This window comes from Corynebacterium evansiae (assembly GCF_027570065.1).
Lineage (GTDB): Bacteria > Actinomycetota > Actinomycetes > Mycobacteriales > Mycobacteriaceae > Corynebacterium > Corynebacterium evansiae.
In genome coordinates, this window is the sequence record NZ_JAKMUT010000004.1 from 148738 (window position 1) to 167799 (window position 19062).

The 19062-nt window shown below is 64.5% G+C and carries 15 protein-coding genes and 2 tRNA genes; 14 read left to right on the forward strand and 3 right to left on the reverse strand.

All coding sequences use genetic code 11. The features are described from left to right. Window positions 1-69 precede the first annotated feature (69 nt). Window positions 70-2748 (reverse strand): aminopeptidase N, encoded by a 2679-nt coding sequence (gene pepN / locus L8V00_RS05845; RefSeq protein ID WP_269944484.1) that lies wholly within the window; start codon window positions 2746-2748, stop codon window positions 70-72. Window positions 2749-2790: 42 nt separating this feature from the next. Here pepN and L8V00_RS05850 point away from each other — a divergent pair, with 42 nt between their 5' ends. Continuing rightward, window positions 2791-3453 carry a mycothiol-dependent nitroreductase Rv2466c family protein gene (locus L8V00_RS05850; RefSeq protein ID WP_269944485.1) on the forward strand — a complete coding sequence of 221 codons (663 nt, stop codon included), beginning with the start codon at window positions 2791-2793 and terminating at the stop codon, window positions 3451-3453. A 67-nt stretch (window positions 3454-3520) separates the two neighbouring features. Continuing rightward, window positions 3521-3994: a ribose-5-phosphate isomerase gene (locus L8V00_RS05855; protein ID WP_005296514.1), complete on the forward strand. Its 474-nt coding sequence runs from the start codon at window positions 3521-3523 to the stop codon at window positions 3992-3994. Window positions 3995-4028: 34 nt separating this feature from the next. On the opposite strand, the gene L8V00_RS05860 is transcribed toward L8V00_RS05855, so the two are convergent. Continuing rightward, entirely contained in the window at window positions 4029-4265 is a 237-nt protein-coding gene (locus L8V00_RS05860; protein ID WP_269944486.1) for a hypothetical protein, read from the reverse strand. 182 nt (window positions 4266-4447) lie between these two features. Here L8V00_RS05860 and L8V00_RS05865 point away from each other — a divergent pair. From L8V00_RS05865 to clpX, 6 genes are all read left to right on the forward strand, one after another. Then, window positions 4448-4522 (forward strand) — tRNA-Gly (locus tag L8V00_RS05865). Between the two features lie 126 nt (window positions 4523-4648). Further along, window positions 4649-4722, forward strand: a tRNA-Pro gene (locus L8V00_RS05870). A 258-nt stretch (window positions 4723-4980) separates the two neighbouring features. Further along, the gene (gene tig, locus L8V00_RS05875) at window positions 4981-6585 is read left to right on the forward strand and encodes a trigger factor (RefSeq protein ID WP_269944487.1); all 1605 of its coding nucleotides are present in this window, start codon (window positions 4981-4983) and stop codon (window positions 6583-6585) included. Window positions 6586-6836: 251 nt separating this feature from the next. After that, the gene (locus L8V00_RS05880; protein ID WP_011273208.1) at window positions 6837-7403 is read left to right on the forward strand and encodes an ATP-dependent Clp protease proteolytic subunit; all 567 of its coding nucleotides are present in this window, start codon (window positions 6837-6839) and stop codon (window positions 7401-7403) included. Window positions 7404-7406: 3 nt separating this feature from the next. Continuing rightward, window positions 7407-8036: an ATP-dependent Clp protease proteolytic subunit gene (locus tag L8V00_RS05885; protein WP_005296507.1), complete on the forward strand. Its 630-nt coding sequence runs from the start codon at window positions 7407-7409 to the stop codon at window positions 8034-8036. A gap of 140 nt (window positions 8037-8176) precedes the next feature. After that, complete coding sequence (gene clpX, locus L8V00_RS05890) at window positions 8177-9451, forward strand: ATP-dependent Clp protease ATP-binding subunit ClpX (RefSeq protein ID WP_011273210.1); 1275 nt, start codon at window positions 8177-8179, stop codon at window positions 9449-9451. On the opposite strand, the gene L8V00_RS05895 is transcribed toward clpX, so the two are convergent. Next, window positions 9448-10257 carry a hypothetical protein gene (locus L8V00_RS05895; RefSeq protein WP_237746315.1) on the reverse strand — a complete coding sequence of 270 codons (810 nt, stop codon included), beginning with the start codon at window positions 10255-10257 and terminating at the stop codon, window positions 9448-9450. The two genes, clpX and L8V00_RS05895, sit on opposite strands and share 4 nt — an antisense overlap. 175 nt (window positions 10258-10432) lie before the next feature. On the opposite strand from L8V00_RS05895, the gene L8V00_RS05900 reads away from it, so the two are divergent. The 6 genes from L8V00_RS05900 (at window position 10433) to L8V00_RS05925 (ending at window position 19012) form a co-directional block, all read left to right on the forward strand. Further along, window positions 10433-11425, forward strand: a complete 993-nt coding sequence (locus L8V00_RS05900) for a malate dehydrogenase (protein WP_269944488.1) — start codon at window positions 10433-10435, stop codon at window positions 11423-11425. Window positions 11426-11525: 100 nt separating this feature from the next. Next, on the forward strand, window positions 11526-12614 hold the full coding sequence (locus L8V00_RS05905) for an alpha/beta hydrolase (protein ID WP_269944489.1): 1089 nt from the start codon (window positions 11526-11528) through the stop codon (window positions 12612-12614). Window positions 12615-12649: 35 nt separating this feature from the next. Further along, the gene (locus L8V00_RS05910; RefSeq protein WP_269944490.1) at window positions 12650-15448 is read left to right on the forward strand and encodes a valine--tRNA ligase; all 2799 of its coding nucleotides are present in this window, start codon (window positions 12650-12652) and stop codon (window positions 15446-15448) included. Continuing rightward, window positions 15445-16983 (forward strand): bifunctional tetrahydrofolate synthase/dihydrofolate synthase, encoded by a 1539-nt coding sequence (folC, locus tag L8V00_RS05915; RefSeq protein WP_269944491.1) that lies wholly within the window; start codon window positions 15445-15447, stop codon window positions 16981-16983. The genes L8V00_RS05910 and folC overlap by 4 nt, the downstream gene beginning before the upstream one ends. Window positions 16984-17063: 80 nt before the next feature. Further along, window positions 17064-17561 carry a DUF4233 domain-containing protein gene (locus L8V00_RS05920; protein WP_269944492.1) on the forward strand — a complete coding sequence of 166 codons (498 nt, stop codon included), beginning with the start codon at window positions 17064-17066 and terminating at the stop codon, window positions 17559-17561. A gap of 113 nt (window positions 17562-17674) precedes the next feature. Beyond that, window positions 17675-19012, forward strand: coding sequence for a peptidoglycan recognition protein family protein (locus L8V00_RS05925; RefSeq protein WP_269944493.1), 1338 nt, complete (start codon window positions 17675-17677; stop codon window positions 19010-19012). Window positions 19013-19062 lie beyond the last annotated feature (50 nt).

The window sequence follows — 19062 nt, forward strand, 5'->3', positions numbered from 1 at the left end:
CCGTTCTGTGGAAACCGACGGGGCTAGTTAGGTGCAGCCACGCCCGCCGAAGGGGCGCAGCCCCGGCGATTACTTGCCGGCTGCGTCGAATGCGCGGGCAGCCTTGGCACGTGCCACCCGGTCGCGGCCTTCGGAAAGTACGCGGCGCAGGCCACTCGGGGTGTCCTCCGCCTTCACCAGTTCGGCGATGGCGGAATCCGTTGCGTCGCTGTGATCCCAGGACGGGTAGATGCCCTCCAGGGTGCGCAGCGCCATCTCGGAGTTCAGGGACTTCCACCACTCCACGGCGTGGGCAACGTAATCCGTGCTGAACTGTTGCAACAGGTCGGCGTGGCCGACGTGCACCAGGCCCGCGTTGCGGTGGCGCAGGCTCAGGTTGCTCTGCTGCGGAGCCTCCACGGTGAGGGCACGCCAGACCTGCTGCTTGGTCTGCTCGTCCGGCACGGAGGAACGCGCCTGCAGCGCCAATGCCGCACCGCTGGAGGACTTGTCCTGAGCCTCTTCGGCGGCAATCCGCGCCTCCACCTGATCGGCGTTTTCGCCGGTGGCACGGGCTGCGGCGGTCAGCGCAATGATGATCGCCCAGCGCAGGTCCTGATCCACGTTCAGACCCGGAATCACCTCGGCGGCATCAGCCTCGCCCAGCAGCGCGAGCAGCACGCCCGCCGACTCCGCGGAGTGCACGCAGCCCACGTAGGCGCGAACGAACGCCAGCTGGGCCGGGCCTTCGGTCTCGCGCGCCGCCGCCAGGAAGGCCTTGCGCAGCTGCGCCCAGCCCTCGTCCGCCCAGTCCGGGTCGGCGTAGTTTGCAGCCGCCGTGCGGGCCTGAGCCAGAATCTGCTCCAGCACCGCCAGCTCGGTTTCCTCAGCCGCGCCGCCGGCAACCAGGCCAATGAAATCGCGCGCCCGCATCTGCGCATTGCGCGTCATCTGCCACGCCGCGGACCACACTAGGGCACGCGCCATCGGGTCCGTAATGCGCACGATGTTCGGCTTGCCGCCCTCGGCCCCGCCGCTATCCCCGCCGCCGATCGCCGTCGCCAGGGATCCCTCATCCAGCGCCATGTTGCCGTAGGCCAGGTCATCGTCGTTGACCAGCACCAGATCGCCGGCGGGCACGCCCACCAGCTCCGGAACTTCGGTGCGCTCGCCGGAAATATCCAGCTCCACGCGCTTGGTGCGCTTCAGCACATCCCCCTCAAAGCTGTACACGCCCACGGCAATGCGGTGGGTGCGGGTCTCGCCCGCGCCGGGCTGCGCGCCGGACTGCTCCACCGCAAAGGAGCTGTAAGCCCCGTCGTTTACCTCAAAGACCGGGGTCAGGGTGTTGATGCCCGTCGTGCGCAGCCACTGGTCCGACCAGTCGGAAAGGTCGCGCCCCGAAGCCTTCTCCAGCGCCCCCAGCAGGTCCGCGAACGTCGCGTTATCCCAGGCGTGCGCCGCGAAGTGCGCGCGGATGCCGGCGAAGAACTCCTCCAGCCCCACGTAGGCCGCCAGCTGCTTCAACACGCTGGCACCCTTGGCGTAGGTGATGCCGTCGAAGTTGGCCTCCACCGTCTCGATGTCGCCCGCGTCGGAGAACACCGGGTGGGTGGAGGACAGCTGATCCTGCGCATACGCCCACGCCTTCTCCTTGCTGTTGAACGTCACCCATGCCGTGTCGTACTTCGTGGCCCCAGCCTGGCTCATGGCGGCCGACCAGGTGGCGAAGGATTCGTTCAGCCACAGGTCGTCCCACCACTTCATCGTCACCAGGTCGCCGAACCACATGTGCGCCAGCTCGTGCAGGATCGTATCCGCACGGCGTTCGTACTGGTAGTGGCTGGCTGCGGAGCGGAAGATGTACTCGTCGCGGATCGTCACCGCACCCGCGTTCTCCATGGCACCCATGTTGTATTCGGGGCAGAAGATCTGGTCGTACTTGTAGAACGGGTAGCCGATGCCGAACTTATCTGCGTAGTAGTCAAAGCCCTGCTTGGTCACCTCGAATAGCTCGTCGGCATCCAGGTATTCCGCCAGCGACTGGCGGCAGTACAGCGCCAGCGGTACGCGTATCTCCCCGCTGGTCTGCAGGTTCTTTCCCTTCGCCGCTGCGGACTCGGGGTGCTCGGTGATCGTGCCACGCCACTCGTCGCGCACCACGTGCCACGGGCCGACGCAGAACGCAATGAGGTAGGTCGACAGCAGGTAATCCACGGTCGCACTGTGCTTTTTCTTATTGACGCCCTCAGCCTCCGCCACGGAAACCTCATTGTTCGTCACCACAGTCCACTCGGCGGGCGTGGTGAGCTCAACGTCATAGGTCGCCTTAATGTCCGGCTGGTCGAAGCAGGCGAAGACCCGCTTGGCGTCCGCCGTTTCGAACTGGGTGTACATGTAGGCCTGGTCGTCGCTGGGGTCGAAGAAGCGGTGCAGGCCCTGGCCCGTGGTGGAGTACGGAATCTCGGCCTCCACCAGCAGCTCGTGCTGGCCACTAGACAAGCCTTCGAGCGGAATGCCCGTGGTGGCGTCATAAGTAAAGTCCCCAAGTGCCGCGCCATCGAGCTCCACCCGCGACAGCGAGTCCGCGCGCAGGTCCAGGAAGGTGGACCCGGCGCCGGAGGTGAAGGTAATGCGGGTCAGCGAGCGGAAGTGCTTGTTTTCCGGCTTCTCGCCGCCGGAAAGATCCAGCTGGATGGTGTAGTGAACATCGTTGATGAGGCTGGCGCGGTGCTCGGCCTCGGTACGGGTTAGGTTGATGGAAGTCATGCAGACCACCCTAGTAGCCGCGCCGGACAGGGTTCCCGCGCCATGGCTAGAGTGGGGGACATGACCGATACAAAGAACCAGACCGTAACCATGTTCTTCGACGCCATCTGCCCCTTCGCCTGGGTTACCAGCCGCTGGCTGATGGAGGTCCAGGAGGTCCGCGACGTGGAGGTGAAGTTCCAGCCGATGAGCCTCTCCGTCCTGAACGAGGGGCGTGACCTGGACCCCGCTTACCGCGAGAAGATGGATGCCGCGTGGGCGCCGGCGCGCGTGGCTACCGCGATTTGGCAGCAGCACCCGGAGAAGCTCTCCGCCTGGTACACCGCCCTGGGCACCAAGATCCACAACGAGGAGCGCGCGGATGCAGCCGACCCGCACGGCTACGACGAACTGATCGCCGAGGCTCTGGAAGAGGCCGAGCTGCCCGCCGACCTGGCCAAGGTGGGCCACCTGTCCGCCGACGACGAAGGATCTGTAGACGCGGCTCTGCGCGAATCTCAGGACCAGGCGATCGAGCTGGTGGGCGACGAGGTCGGCACCCCGGTCGTTCAGCTGGGCGACGTGGCCTTCTTTGGGCCGGTCATCACCCGCATCCCACGCGGGGAAGAGGCAGGCAAGCTGTTCGATGCCTCCGTGACCCTGGCGGCGAACCCTCACTTCTTCGAGCTGAAGCGCTCCCGCACCGAAGCGCCGGTCGCGGAGTAAGACATCCGCGGTAGAACACTTGCGGAGTAGCGCCCGCCGGCAGCTGGCAACCGGCTAGACTGGCACCATGCGTATTTACCTAGGTGCAGATCATGCCGGTTTCGAGATGAAGAACGTGATCAAGGATCACTTGACCTCCAAGGGCTTCGAGGTTGTGGACTGTGGCGCCCACACCTACGACGCGAACGACGACTACCCGGCCTTCTGCATCGCAGCGGCCAAGTCCGTGGTGGAGGACGAGGGCTCGCTGGGCATCGTGCTCGGCGGTTCCGGCAACGGCGAGCAGATCGCCGCCAACAAGGTTCCGGGCGCGCGCTGTGCGCTGGCGTGGTCCGTGGAGACCGCGAAGCTGGCCCGTGAACACAACAACGCCCAGCTGATCGGGCTGGGCGGTCGTATGCACTCCGAGGAGGAGGCGCTGGCGATTGTTGACGCTTTCGTCACCCAGCCGTGGTCCGAGGCGGAGCGCCACCAGCGCCGTATCGACATCCTGGCTGAGTACGAGCGCACGGGGGAGGCGCCGGCGCTGCCGGAGAACTAAATAACTACTTCTCCGCGAGATCTGCTCGCGAGAACTACTTCTGCGCGGTGGTGTCCGACGAGGTCGGGGCGCCATCGCGTTTTTGCTGCCATTCCTTGACCACGTTGGAATCCCACAGGGTCAGCCCGTTGTACTTGGCCGCTGGCCGGGGTGCGCGACCGCGGCCTGCATAGCTGGTGAAGGTGCCACGAGCTGTGCCGGAGTACTCAGCGCACTGTGATGCTGTCCAGAGCTCCGTGCCGGTATTTTTGTCGACGATAATTGGTTCCATAAAACTAGAATGTACAGCCCATAGGTAACCCATACAATTAGAGTGGCGCATTTGCTACACCTGCATACCCCCGCAACCATGCAGGTTGTGGGCTATTTTCGCCAACTGTGCTGGGGTGATTTTGCTGGATAGCGGGGTGTATGGTGTAACATCGCACAACGTAACGGAAGCAAGCTTCCAGTGGGAATGTCGTATAGTGGCTAATACCTCAGCCTTCCAAGCTGAAGACGCGGGTTCGATTCCCGTCATTCCCTCCAATCTTTTAAGGCAGTTCCCCCCCCGAGCGCAGGCGAGCGCAACGACGGGGGAGCTGCCGTTTTGTATTTCCCAGCAACCAGCCAGTAAAGTAGCGGGCGCAACGTCCCTTCGGGGCATGCAAAGATCGGGATATGGCGCAGTTTGGTAGCGCACTCGCTTTGGGAGCGAGGGGTCGCAGGTTCAAATCCTGTTATCCCGACATTTTTTATTTTCACTCTTTTCTTTGTGACGCCACCCTGCGGTTCGTCGCATTGAAAAGGTGAAATGGGGGTTCGCAGTCCGGATCGGTGAGGGATTCGGCGATCCGCTTAGTGGCCAGGGGGCCTGAAAACCACACCCCAGCGTGATGCGCCTGGCGATGGTTCTATAAAATTGAGCACCGACCGTAAAAAGCGCTGCGAGATAAACGAGAGACCGCGGTGCCAAAGAAGCTATTAATACACAGGAGTGTGCATTCGTGAAGAGCTCTGTAGAAAAGCTGAGCGCCACCCGCACCAAGCTGACGATTGAGGTTCCATTCGAGGAGCTTAAGCCAGAGTTCGACAAGGCCTACGCAACCCTCGCGCAGCAGGTAAACATGCCGGGCTTCCGCAAGGGCAAGGTTCCGGCGAAGATTCTGGAAGCTCGCCTGGGCCGTGGCGTTGTCCTGGATCAGGTCATCAACGAGATGCTGCCTTCTCGTTACAGCCAGGCTGTCGAGGAGAACGACGTGAAGGCCCTGGGCCAGCCGGAGATCGAGATCTCCGAGCTGGAGGACGGCAAGCACATCACCTTCACCGCCGAGGTCGACGTTCGCCCGGAGATCGAGGTTCCGGACTTCTCCGCCATCTCCGTTGAGGTTGCACCGCTGAAGGCCGACGACGAGGCCATCGACGCGGAGCTGAAGAACCTGCAGGCTCGCTTCGGCACCCTGAAGCCGGCTGACCGCGCAGTGAAGAAGGGCGACTTCGTCTCCATCGACCTGTCCGCCACCATCGACGGCGAGACTGTCGACGAGGCCACCACCGAGGGCCTGTCCCACGAGGTCGGCAACGATTCCCTGATCGAGGGCCTGGATGATGCGCTGGTCGGCATGAAGGAGGGCGAGGAGTCCACCTTCACCTCCAAGCTGGTTGCCGGTGAGCACGCTGACGAAGAGGCTGAGGTTACCGTCAAGCTCGGTTCCGTCAAGGAGCGCGAGCTGCCGGAGCTGGACGACGACTTCGCGCAGCTGGCCAGCGAGTTCGACACCCTGGACGAGCTGAAGGAGTCCCTGAAGGGTCAGGTCGAGCAGCAGCTGAAGAACACCCAGGCCGGCGAGATCCGCGACAAGGTTCTGGCCGAGGCCCTGGAGCAGACCGAGTTTGAGCTGCCGGAGGGTGTTGTTAAGGAGCAGGTCGACGCTCAGATCCAGCAGATCATCCAACAGTTCGGCGGCGACGAGAAGGTCTTCGAGTCCATGCTGGCTGCCCAGGACATGACTCGCGAGAAGTTCGAAGAGGATGCACGCAGCTCCGCTGAGGATTCCGTGCGCACCCAGCTGTTCCTGGACGCAGTTGCGGACAAGGAGCAGCCGGAGGTTTCCCAGGAAGAGCTGATGGATCACATCGCCTTCACTGCAAACCAGTACGGCATGGACCCGAACCAGTTCATCATGCAGCTGCAGCAGGCCGGCCAGCTGGGCAGCCTGTTCGCTGACGTCCGTCGCGGCAAGGCTCTGGCGCTGAACATCGCCCGTACCTCCGTGAAGGACACCGACGGTGCGGACGTTGACCCGAAGGAGTACTTCGGCGACGTTGAGGCTGAGGGCGACAAGGCAGACAAGGCCGAGGCTGACAAGGCGGATAAGGCTGAGGAGAAGCCGAAGAAGGCTCCGGCGAAGAAGTCGACCGCTAAGAAGAGCACGGCTAAGAAGTCCACTGCGAAGAAGAGCACGGCGAAGAAGTCGACTGCCAAGAAGAGCACGGCTAAGAAGTCCACCGCTAAGAAGTCGACCGCCAAGAAGTCGACCGCCAAGAAGGCTACGAAGTCTACGGCGAAGAAGTCCACTGCCAAGAAGGCAGCGGAGAAGAAGGAAGACTAAGAGTTTTCCCTGACCGCCGGGACCTCTACTCGAGGTTCTGGCGGTTTTCTTTTTGCCCCGTCCGCCATGCCTTACTCCGGCTCGCTGTCATACCGTGTGCTTACACACTGGACGCTGCCACCCCGTACGGCTACCAAGCCGTGCGCTGACAGCGAACAACCCCACCGGAAGGCACGCTTTGCCGACGGGTGTGACTAGGCTGGGGCGCATACAAAAGTGAACTTTCGTAAAACTTTCGGCAAGGAGCGAAGTTGAGTTCGGAAACCCCAAACCATAGAGACTCAGTCTACGAGCGCCTGCTGCGCGAGCGAATCATCTTCCTGGGCAGCCAGGTGGACGACGAGATCGCCAACGAGCTGTGCGCCCAGATTCTGCTGCTGTCCGCAGAGGATCCGACGCGCGACATCAGCCTGTACATCAACTCTCCCGGCGGCTCCGTCACCGCGGGTATGGCGATCTACGACACGATGAAGTACGCGCCGTGCGACATCGCTACCTACGGAATGGGCCTGGCGGCGTCCATGGGCCAGTTCCTGCTTTCCGCAGGCACAAAGGGTAAGCGCTACGCCCTGCCGCACGCCCGCATCATGATGCATCAGCCGTCCGCAGGCGTGGGCGGCACCGCCGCCGACATCGCCATCCAGGCAGAGCAGTTCGCCTACACCAAGCGGGAAATGGCGGAGCTGATCGCGGAGTTCACCGGCCAGACCGTTGAGCAGATCACCAAGGATTCCGACCGCGACCGTTGGTTCACTGCCCAGCAGGCCAAGGAATACGGTTTCGTCGACCACGTCATCACCTCTGCGAAGGAGAGCTAAGACATGTCAGAGATGCAGATGCCAGAAATGCGATACATCCTGCCGTCGTTCGTGGAGCACTCCAGCTACGGCGCGAAGGAATCCAACCCGTACAACAAGCTGTTCGAGGAGCGCATCATCTTCCTGGGGACCCAGGTGGACGACGCTTCCGCCAACGACATCATGGCGCAGCTGCTCGTGCTGGAGGGGCTGGACCCGGACCGGGACATCACGATGTACATCAACTCTCCCGGCGGTTCCTTCACCAGCCTGATGGCGATCTACGACACGATGCAGTACGTCCGCCCGGACGTGCAGACCGTCTGCCTCGGCCAGGCCGCCAGCGCCGCCGCCGTGCTGCTGGCCGCCGGCACCCCGGGCAAGCGCGCAGCTCTGCCGAACGCCCGCGTGCTGATCCACCAGCCCGCCACCGGCGGTGTGCAGGGCCAGGTTTCCGACCTGGAGATCCAGGCCAAGGAGATCGAGCGTATGCGCAAGCTGATGGAGGAGACCCTGGCACGCCACACCGGCAAGTCCGCCGAGCAGGTACGCATCGACACCGACCGTGACAAGATCCTGACGGCCGAGGAGGCCAAGGAGTACGGCATCGTCGACCAGGTCTTCGACTACCGCAAGCTGTCGGCGCAGAAGTAGCACCCGGCAAACTCTAGCGACCCGCGGGGCTTTCAGCTTCCGCGGGGTTTTTGGTGTGGCGCAGTAGAATTGAAGGCCTACGAGGGTGCTAATCTAGCTGTCCCGCAAGTTACCCGATCCAAGAAAGCCTGATGTCCCGCATGCCTGAAAGCGCAGAGCTCCTGAAGTGCTCCTTCTGTGGAAAGAGCCAGAAGCAGGTCCGCAAGCTGATTGCCGGCCCTGGTGTTTACATTTGCGACGAATGCATCGAGCTTTGTAACGAGATCATCGAAGAGGAGCTGCTGGCGGTCGATCCCGCGGAGAGCTCGGCGAAGCTGCCGAAGCCCGCGGCCATCGCCGAGTTCCTGGATAGCTACGTGATCGGCCAGGACGAGGCCAAGCGCACCCTGGCCGTCGCCGTGTACAACCACTACAAGCGCATCCAGGTCGAGGAGTCGAACGCCGCCGCCCGCCGCTCCGACGACGAGGTGGAGCTGGCGAAGTCCAACATTCTGATGCTGGGGCCGACCGGTTCGGGCAAGACCTATCTGGCGCAGTCGCTCGCCCGGATGCTCGATGTGCCTTTCGCCATTGCTGACGCCACCAGTTTGACCGAAGCCGGCTACGTCGGTGAAGACGTAGAGAACATCCTGCTGAAGCTTCTCCAGGCCGCCGACTTCGACGTGGCGAAGGCCCAGCGCGGCATTATCTACGTCGATGAGGTGGACAAGATCTCCCGCAAGTCGGAGAACCCGTCTATCACCCGCGACGTGTCCGGCGAGGGCGTGCAGCAGGCTCTGCTGAAGATCTTGGAAGGCACCGTTGCCGCCGTTCCGCCGCAGGGCGGCCGCAAGCACCCGAACCAGGAGTTCATCCAGTTCGACACGAAGAACGTTCTGTTTATCGTGGCGGGCGCGTTCTCCGGGTTGGAGAAGGTCATTTCCGAGCGCCGCGGCAAGAAGGGGCTGGGCTTCGGCGCGGAGATCAGCGCGAAGTCCGAGGAGGATCCGAACCCGTTCCAGTTCGTGGAGCCGGAGGACCTGGTGAAGTTCGGCCTGATCCCCGAGCTGATCGGCCGCCTGCCGGTGCTGACCCACGTCGGCCACCTGGACGAGGACGCCCTCGTGCGCGTACTCACCGAGCCGAAGAACTCCCTGGTGCGCCAGTACCAGCGCCTGTTCGACATGGACGGCGTGCGCCTGACCTTCGAGGACGAGGCGCTGCGAGAGATTGCCCAGAAGGCACTGGCCCGCGAGACCGGCGCCCGCGGCCTGCGGTCCATCATGGAAACCCTGCTGCTGCCGACCATGTTCGCCATCCCTGAAGATGAGGAAACCGGCGAGGTCATCATCACCGGCGCATGCGCCCGCGGGGAGGCGGAACCGACCCTGCTGACCCACGAAGAGGTCGCCAAGCGGGATAAGAAGAGCGCCTAGTCGTGATATAGGTCCGATGGCGCCGAGGGGGCGTCATCAACCTCTTCATCCTCATGCCGTGCGTGGTTGTAGAGCGACGCGGCGACCGAGGTACCAATCACCGAAGAATGCGAAGCGTGGGTGTACGACGCGCCCTGGTTGGTGGGCATCGTGGTGGTGAGGAAGGCGATGACCGCATCGCACGTCAGGGTCCGCAGGCCATCCTCGTTTTCGGGGGTGCTGGAATCCATGCCGTACAGGGCATGGAACGTTGGGCCCTGGGTGACGGCGAAGGAGCACAGCGCGGTGATGAGTGCATAGGTATCCTCCGCGGAGACGCCGCTGCGAAAGGCGCCAATATCGTGGCCGCGCATTAGCACGCGATCCAGGTGCAGCACCACCGGGGAATCCTCTAAAACGCCTACGCGGTGGACGAGCTCCGGATCGCCCAGCAGATTCTCCGCCACAATCAGGCGCACTGCGTCCGGGTGGGTGGCAAAGCGCGTGTAGGTGGCGGCGACGAGCTTGCGCATCTCGCGGACAGGGGAGCTTTCCATCTCCGGGTTGTCATAACCATTTAGCGGCACGGGCCAGATGGAGGAGTGGGCATAACGCAGCGCTTCCTCGTACAGGCGAGCCGGGGAATCCAGCAGCTCGCAGTTCTGCGGCAGGCGTGCGGCCTGGGTGATCGCGGCCAGGTGTTCAGGAGTGAATGCGGCACCGACCCGGATGGCGATGGTCACGGCGGTGTTCATGGCCTGGATGTACTGCTGTTCGCCGAGGCCATACCAGGCCGCAGAGGCGGGAAGGTGGGGCTTATTCTGCACCAATTCAGTTTATCTATGAAGGGGCTGAGCCTGCAGCGATGTGCAGTTAATCCAGGCTCGTGCGGGGGTGGTTTGATGTGCGAATGCAGTGAGAGTGCAGGGTGTCGGGCAGGTTATTACAGTAGGGAGAGGATTTAAGAAAACTCTCACCAACGCATTGCTTAAGGAGCCCCGCGTGACCACCAACAACCAGAATGCCGTTACCGTCACCGTCACGGGTGCCGGCGGCCAGATCGGCTACTCCCTGCTGTTCCGCATCGCCAAGGGGGAGGTCTTCGGCGACCGCGTAGTGAACCTGCGCCTGTTGGAGACCGAGCAGGGCCTGCAGGCCGCCCGCGGCGTGGCCCTGGAGCTGGCCGACTGCGCCTTCCCGCTGCTGGGGGAGGTCACCATCACCGCCGAACTCGACGAGGGCTTCAAGGATGCCAACGCAGTCTTCCTGGTGGGCGCCAAGCCCCGCCAGAAGGGTGAGGAGCGCGCAGACCTGCTGGCCGCCAACGGCAAGATCTTCGGCCCGCAGGGCAAGGCGATCGCCGAGCACGCCGCCGATGACGTCCGCGTGATTGTCGTCGGCAACCCGGCCAACACCAACGCGGCGATCGTTGCGGCCCACGCAGAGGGCCTCGACCCGCGCCGCGTTACCGCCCTGACCCGCCTGGATCACAACCGTGGCCTGGCGCAGGTGGCGGACAAGCTGGGCGTGGCAGTGCGCGACCTGAAAAATATGACCGTCTGGGGCAACCACTCCGCCTCCCAGTTCCCGGACGTTACGGAGCTGACGCTGAACGGTGAGAAGGTCGCCGACAAGCTAGATGCGGCGTGGGTAAACGATGAGTTCATCCCGCGCGTAGCCAAGCGCGGCGCGGAGATCATCGAGGTCCGCGGGCGCTCCTCGGCAGCCTCCGCGGCAAGCGGCGCGCTGGACCACATGCGCGACTGGGTGAACGGCACCGCCGAGGGCGACTGGGTTTCCGTCGCACTGCCTTCCGACGGCTCCTACGGAATCCCGGAGGGTCTGGTCTTCTCCTTCCCCTGCCGCTCTGTTAACGGCGAGTGGGAGATCGTGCAGGGCCTGGAGATCAGCCCGGCGCAGCAGGAGCGCATCGATGCAAACATCAAGGAGCTGCAGGAGGAAAAGGCCGCTGTCGTGGAGGCTGGCCTGCTGTAGTTTCCTGCAGTTCTCGGTAGTTTTTCTGTAGTTTCCTAAGGATAAACTTTTTTCTGCATATCGCCACCCGGCCGCCTGGTCGGGTGGTTTTATGTTAGGCATGACGAATCCCACTGACACCACAGCCCCTATCCACTCCCAACCACTCCAGCACTCGCTTTTCAGCCAGCTCATCGCCCGCGCCGGGTGGCTGTTGCCCGCGATCCCCGAGCCGGTTCTGCGCATCTTCGGCTCCCGCACTAACTCCGACGGCGAACGACTGGATTCCGACGTGCGCGCCTCCAGCCTGGTCACCGACCTGATGCACCCGGCGGACTATTCCCAGCAGCCCGTCGAAGCCACCCGCGCGGTTGTGGAGGACGCCGCGTACATGGCCGGCGGACACGTCACCCAGGTCGGCTCCGTGGTGGAGGAGCGGATCCGGGGCGTGCGCGTACGCCACTACCGTCCCACCGGGGCGGTCTCGCCGGACGAGGACCTGCCCACCCTGGTGTACTTCCACGGCGGCGGCTGGGTGGTTGGTTCCCTCGACTCGCACGATTCCACCTGCCGCTGGCTGTGCGAAGCCGCCCGCGTAGCCGTGCTCTCCGTGGACTACCGCCTGGCCCCGGAGCATCCTTTCCCCGCCGCGCCGGACGACTGCTGTGACGTGGTTGATGCGGCCATGGCGGGCGAGGTTAAGGGCGTCAATAAGAATAGGGTGGCCGTCGGCGGCGATTCCGCGGGAGGCAACCTGGCCGCCGTGGTGTGCCTGCGCCGTAAGCGCGAAGGCCAGGAACAGCCGCGTGCGCAGCTGCTGTTTGTGCCGGTCACGGATCTTTCCAGGCTGGATACGCCCAGCCACAAGGAGTTCTCCAAGGGCTACTTCCTGACCCAGGCGCACATGCAGTGGTATCGCGACCAGTACCTCACCGACGACGTGCAGCGGCTGGACCCGGACGTTTCACCCCTGCTCGCCGACGACGTCAGCGGGGTGGCTCCGGCCTATGTCGCCGTCGCCGGGTTCGATCCGCTGCGCGACGAGGGCACGGCCTATGCCGAGAAGCTGCGGGAGGCAGGTGTGCCCGTTTCTTTCCGACGCCACCCCGGCCTGATCCACCCCTTCGTGAATTCTTCGGGCGTGTGGCGTAATTCCGGGCGGGCGTTGGACGAGGCTGCCGGTGTGTTGCGGGCGGCGCTCGAGATGTAAACGCTCAGTGGGTGAGCGGGTGGTAGGCGGGGTGTATGCCCTGTCCGGGCCGTCTACTAGACTTGGCAGACGTGAGTGACTCCAGTTCTAAGGCAAATGGCTCTAACCCGATTGGTGCCGACCGTTCGGCACAGCTACCCGCGGCATGGAATCCCGCCGCAGTAGAGGAAACCCTCTACCAGGGATGGGTGGACTCCGGCTACTTTAAGGCCGATCCTTCCAGCGACAAGCCGCCCTTCAGCATTGTGCTGCCGCCGCCGAACGTGACCGGCCAGCTGCACATGGGCCACGCGCTGGACCACACGCTGATGGATGCGATGGCCCGCCGCAAGCGCATGCAGGGCTTCGAGGTTCTGTGGCTGCCCGGCTCCGACCACGCGGGTATCGCGACCCAGACGAAGGTCGAGGCCAGCCTGAAGGAAACCGAGGGCAAGGACCGCTTCGACTACGGCCGCGAGGCCTTCGTGGAGAAGGTCTGGGAGTGGAAGGACCAGTACGGTGGCGTGATCCAGCGCCAGATGCGCGCCATCGGTGATTCCGTGGATTGGTCGCGCGAGCGCTTTACCCTGGACGATGGCCTGTCTCGCGCCGTGCAGACGATGTTCAAGGAGCTTTTTGACGCCGGCCTGATCTACCGCGCGAATCGCATGGTGAACTGGTCCCCGGTGCTGCAGACTGCGATCTCCGACATCGAGGTTGTGTACTCCGACGACGAGGGCGAGCTGGTGAGCATCCGCTATGGCTCGCTGGACGATTCCGAGCCGCACGTGGTCGTGGCCACCACGCGCGTGGAGACGATGCTGGGCGACGTGGCCGTTGCCGTGCACCCGGAGGACGAGCGCTACGCGGACCTGGTGGGCAAGACCCTGCCGCACCCGTTCCTGCCGGACCGCCAGATGATTGTGGTGGCCGACGACTACGTGGACCCGGAGTTCGGTACCGGTGCGGTGAAGATCACGCCGGCGCACGACCCGAACGACTTTGCGATGGGCCAGCGCCACGACCTGCCGATGCCGGTGATCATGGACGAGACCGGCCACATTGCGAACACCGGCACCGAGTTCGACGGCCTGGAGCGCTACGAGGCGCGCGAGAAGATCCGCCTGGCGCTGGAGGAGCAGGGGCGCATCGTGGCCCGCAAATTCCCCTACGTGCACAGCGTGGGCCACTCCGAGCGTTCCAAGGAGGCCGTGGAGCCGCGCCTGTCCGAGCAGTGGTTCGTCAAGGTCGAAGAGCTGGCGAAGATGTCTGGCGATGCGATCCGCTCCGGCGACTCGGTGATCCACCCGTCCTCCCAGGAGCCGCGCTGGTTCGACTGGGTGGACGACATGCACGATTGGTGCATTTCCCGTCAGCTGTGGTGGGGCCACCGCATTCCAATTTGGTACGGCCCGAACGGCGAGATCGTGTGCTGCGGACCGGACGATGAAGCCCCGACGGGCGAGGGGTGGCGCCAGGACGAGGACGTGCTGGACACCTGGTTCAGCTCCGCCCTGTGGCCGTTCTCCACGATGGGCTGGCCGGAGAAGACCCCGGATCTGGAGAAGTTCTACCCAACAAGTGTGCTGGTGACGGGCTACGACATTCTGTTCTTCTGGGTCGCCCGCATGATGATGTTCGCCACCTTCGCCTCCAAGCACACCCCTGAGGTGCTGGGCGCCGGCAAGGACGGCCGCCCGCAAATTCCGTTCAAGGACATCTTCCTGCACGGCCTGGTGCGCGACGAGCACGGCCGCAAGATGTCGAAGTCCCTGGGCAACGGCATCGACCCGATGGACTGGGTGCGCGACTACGGTGCGGATGCACTGCGCTTCACCCTGGCGCGCGGCGCCAACCCAGGCTCCGACCTGCCGGTGGGTGAGGATGCCGCTCAGTCCTCCCGTAACTTCGCCACCAAGCTGTATAACGCCACCAAGTTCGCCCTGATGAACGGCGCGCGTGTGGGCGAACTGCCCGCCCGCGAGACCTTGACGGATGCCGACCGCTGGATCCTGGATCGCCTGGAAGAGGTTCGCCAGCTGGTAGACGACGCGCTGGACCGCTACGAGTTCTCCCTGGCAAACGAGAATCTGTACCGCTTCGCCTGGGGCGAATTCTGCGACTGGTACCTGGAGATCGCCAAGGTGCAGATCCCGCGTGACTGGGACAGTGCCACGGAGGCACAGGTCCAGCGGGGCATCAGCACCCAGATCGTGCTGGGCCGCGTGCTGGACGCAGTGCTGCGCCTGCTGCACCCGGCCATGCCCTTCGTGACTGAGACGCTGTGGAAGGCGCTGACCGATGGGGAAGAGGGCTACTCCGACTCCCTGGTCACCGCCGAGTGGCCGACTGCAGACCTCACCAACGGTGGGGTGCAGACCGATGCCGATGCGGTACGCCGCATGGCGGACGTGGACAAGCTGGTCACCGAGCTGCGTCGCTTCCGCAGCGACCAGGGTGTAAAGCCCTCCCAGAAGGTGCCCGCCGCCCTGGACTTCGCCGCCGCTGACCTGGCCGACTTCGAGGAGGCCGTGCGCTCCCTGGTGCGCCTGGAAACCCCGGAGGAAGACTTCGCGGAGACCGCTTCCATCGAGGTGCGCCTGTCCCAGGCCACGATCGCCGTGCAGCTGGATACCTCCGGCACCGTCGACGTTGCCGCGGAGCGCAAGCGCCTGGAGAAGGACCTCGCGGCAGCTCAGAAGGAGTTGGATAACGCGGCGAAGAAGCTGGGCAACGAAAACTTCCTGTCCAAGGCTCCGGAGAAGGTCGTCGAGGGAATCCGCGAGCGCCAGCGCGTCGCACAGGAAGAGTTCGAGCGCATCACTGCCCGCCTGGAAGGCCTGCCAAAGGCATGACCGACGACAAGTTCACCGACGACAAGGTCGGGGATAGCTACCCGGAAGAGGTCACGCTCGACGATGCAGGCCTAGCCCTGCCTATCGACGGTGTGGGGGCGGACGAGGCCGAGGTGGCGTCAGTAAAAGAACGCCCCATTACGCCCGAAGACCTGGCCGCGCTGGCGGAGGTCGACGCGGAGCTGAACCAGCGCTGGCCGGAGACGAAGATCGACCCGACGCTCGAGCGCGTCGAGATGCTGATGGATCTGCTCGGCCACCCGGAGCGCGCCTTCCCGGTGATTCACGTGGCGGGCACCAACGGCAAGACCTCCGTGGTGCGGATGATCGAATCGCTGATGCGCGCATTCCACCGTCGCACCGGGCGGACAACCAGCCCGCACCTGCAGATCGTCACCGAACGCATCGCCATCGACGGCAAGCCGCTGCACCCACGCGACTACGTGGATACGTGGCGCGACATCCAGCCGATGGTGGAGATGGTGGACGCGAAAAGCCAGGCCGAAGGCGGCCCGCAGATGAGCAAGTTCGAGGTGCTGGTGGCCATGGCCTACGCGGCCTTCGCCGACGCGCCGGTGGACGTGGCCGTGGTGGAAACCGGAATGGGTGGGCGCTGGGATGCGACGAACGTGGTGAACTCCGACGTTGCCGTGATCACCCCGATCGGGCTGGATCACACGGACTACCTCGGCGACACGCTAGAGGAAATCGCAGGCGAGAAGGCGGGCATCATCAAGGCCCGCTGGGATGCCGACGATCTGCTCACCCCGCCGGACAACGTGACGATCGTCGCCGAGCAAGAGCCGGCGGCCATGCGAGTGCTGCTGGAAGAGGCCGTTGCGAAGGATTCCGCCGTCGCCCGCGCCGCGAGCGAGTTCGGTGTGGTCTCCAGCCAGATCGCCGTCGGTGGGCAGACCGTGACCATCCGCGGCCTGGCTGGCGAGTACTCGGATATTTTCCTGCCGCTTTCCGGGGAGCACCAGGCGCGCAACGCCGCCGTGGCACTGGCTGCCGTGGAGGCGTTCTTCGGTGCCGGAGCCGAGCGGCAGCTGGACGTGGACACGGTGCGGGAGGGCTTCGCCTCCGTCGCCTCGCCCGGCCGCCTGGAGCGCGTGCGCTCCACCCCGAGTGTGTTTATCGACGCCTCGCACAACCCCCACGGGGCGAAGGCCCTGGCTGCGGCCATCGACCGCGACTTCGAGTTCCGTCGGCTGGTCGGCGTGGTCGGAGTGCTGGGGGACAAGGATGCCCGCGGCATCCTGGCCGCCCTGGAGCCGGTGATGGACGAGGTCGTGGTGACAGAGGTGAATTCCCCGCGCGCCCTTCCGGTCGACGTGCTGGCCGAGTACGCGCGGGATGCCTTCGGCGAGGAGCGCGTGCACGTGGCCGCGAACCTGCCGAGTGCCGTGGAGGTCGCCACCCAACTGGCCGAGGACGACGAGGACGGCGTGCTGTCCGGCGCTGGCGTGCTGATCACCGGCTCGGTGGTGACGGCCGGGGAGGCTCGCACGCTGTTCGGCAAGGAACCGGCGTAGGCAGTCAGCACAGGCGCCGGGGCACTCGCCGGCGCCAGGAAAATTTTTAAACGGAAGATCTACCAAGGAGCTGCAGAATCGTGGCACAGAACCCGCACAACCGCAGTAAGGCTGGCGAGGACAGTGGGCAGAACGAGTACGGCCCGCTAGGTCCCGGCCAGGCCCCGGCCAACGACCCGCTGAAGGGGCTGCGCGGTGTGATGGCCGGAACGCACATCATGGAAGCCATCGTGATCCTGCTGGTGCTGACCGTCATCACCCGAGTGGACGCCGGTTCCGCCGCCACGACCTTCAACTTGGTTTACGTGATCGGCCTGGGGGTTGCGATGATCGTCGCTGCCTTCCTGCAGAAGGCCAAGTGGGCTGACTGGTTGAACATTGCCCTGCAGGTGCTGGCCGTCGCGGGCTTCATCGTGCACCCGGCGATGGGTGCGATGGGCGTGATCTTCGCTCTGTGCTGGTGGTACATCTACCACCTTCGCTCGAACCTGATGCGCCGCATGGAGCGCGGCCTGCTGCCCTCCCAGCACCTCGATGAGGAAGGTAACGTGCGGCGCCCGGCTACCCCCGCTGACTAGTCTTTATGACGCCACATTTGCACCACCTTTAACATCGGTAACACTCACCTGGGAATACCCTTAAATAGGGGTAAGTCTCCCGCTACCCCCGAATGTGGTTTATTATCCGGTGCATGACGTTAACGCGCCGTGCATTTTTCCGTTCTTCCACCGCTTTGGGAGCCGCCGTTGGTGGCTCCCTCCTCTTCGCCAACCGCAACAACATGGGGGTCTTCTCCTCCGCCGACGACGCACTCCCCGGTGCAGATCCCGCCGGAGCCGCCGGCGCACCGACCCCTGCCGAGCAAGAGGGCTTCACCGGGACGGGAATCGGCGTCAACCAAAAGGGCGAGCTACCCGGAGGCACCGGGTACCTCACGGTCACCTTTGCGCCCGCAGCGACCGAGGCAACGCAGGCGACCCTGCGCTTCGAGTTCCAGGACGGCCGCACCGAGGATCGCGTGGTCCAGCCCGAGGCGCACGACCGCGAGGGCGATGATTCCGCACTGAAGTCCGAACCCGTAGAGCTGCCCGAGGGTGCCACGGCCGTCTGGCTGCCCGGCGAGGTTAACGACCCGGCGACGCGCCTGTTCCTCCACATTGTAGAGGCTCCGAAGGGGCAGGAAGAACAGATCTTCGGCGCGGGCATTGCACCCTACGCTGCACCGATGGGACTGCCCTCCAACCCGGCTGAACTGCAAAGCAGCCTGGAGACCGGAGCTGCTGGCTTGGCCGGCTCCCTGGCGCTGGCGGGCACCATCGCCGGAATCCTGCAGTCTAGTGGCCTGGCCAATCCGGGTGCTCCGGCTCCGGGTGGCGGCGCTGGCATCGGTGGTGCGAACGTGATCAACGGCCTGCGCGTGGTGTCCCGCCGCGAGTGGGGTGCCAATGAGTCGCTGATGGGGTGGACTCCCCGCTTCACCCGCGCGCAGCTCATTACTGTGCACCACACGGCGATAGCCACTCCAGTTAACGGTGACTATGCCGCGAACGTCCGCAGCATCTACGCCTTCCACGCCTCTTCGGCGAATGGCGGTCGCGGATGGGGCGACATCGGCTACCACCTACTGATCGCCCCGGACGGCACGGTGTTCCAGGGGCGCACCACCGGCACGGATGGCCAGGCGGTATTCCAATCCGGCAGCCTGGGTGCATCCCCTATGTCCGTCACCGCAGGTCACGTGTACAACGCGAACGACGGCAACATCGGTGTGTGCCTGCTGGGTAACTTCATGCAGCAGGCTCCTACCCCCGCCGCGATCAACTCCCTGGTGCGCGTTCTTGGCCACCTGTGCCGTGGGCTGGGCCTGGACCCGCGCGGCCACGTGCGCTACGTGAACAACGCGGCCCGCCTGAACCTTACCCGCCGCACGATCACCGGCCACCGCGACTGGGGCGACGTCTCCACCGCGACCGCGTGCCCGGGTGACCGCGCCTACGCGCTGATGAATCAGGTGCGCAGCCGCGTGTAGCGCTGGGGTGTCGCGGCGCTGTGGTGCCGTGACGCCACGTGTAGAATCAC

What these genes read in the sequence shown, in the direction of transcription:
- L8V00_RS05860 (WP_269944486.1), bottom strand. Translation starts at nt 4,265, where the DNA reads ATGGAACCAATTATCGTCGACAAAAATACCGGCACGGAGCTCTGGACA.
- L8V00_RS05925 (WP_269944493.1), top strand. Translation starts at nt 17,675, where the DNA reads ATGACGTTAACGCGCCGTGCATTTTTCCGTTCTTCCACCGCTTTGGGA.
- L8V00_RS05910 (WP_269944490.1), top strand. Translation starts at nt 12,650, where the DNA reads ATGCCCTGTCCGGGCCGTCTACTAGACTTGGCAGACGTGAGTGACTCC.
- clpX (WP_011273210.1), top strand. Translation starts at nt 8,177, where the DNA reads ATGCCTGAAAGCGCAGAGCTCCTGAAGTGCTCCTTCTGTGGAAAGAGC.
- L8V00_RS05905 (WP_269944489.1), top strand. Translation starts at nt 11,526, where the DNA reads ATGACGAATCCCACTGACACCACAGCCCCTATCCACTCCCAACCACTC.
- L8V00_RS05885 (WP_005296507.1), top strand. Translation starts at nt 7,407, where the DNA reads ATGTCAGAGATGCAGATGCCAGAAATGCGATACATCCTGCCGTCGTTC.
- folC (WP_269944491.1), top strand. Translation starts at nt 15,445, where the DNA reads ATGACCGACGACAAGTTCACCGACGACAAGGTCGGGGATAGCTACCCG.
- L8V00_RS05850 (WP_269944485.1), top strand. Translation starts at nt 2,791, where the DNA reads ATGGCTAGAGTGGGGGACATGACCGATACAAAGAACCAGACCGTAACC.
- L8V00_RS05855 (WP_005296514.1), top strand. Translation starts at nt 3,521, where the DNA reads ATGCGTATTTACCTAGGTGCAGATCATGCCGGTTTCGAGATGAAGAAC.
- pepN (WP_269944484.1), bottom strand. Translation starts at nt 2,748, where the DNA reads ATGACTTCCATCAACCTAACCCGTACCGAGGCCGAGCACCGCGCCAGC.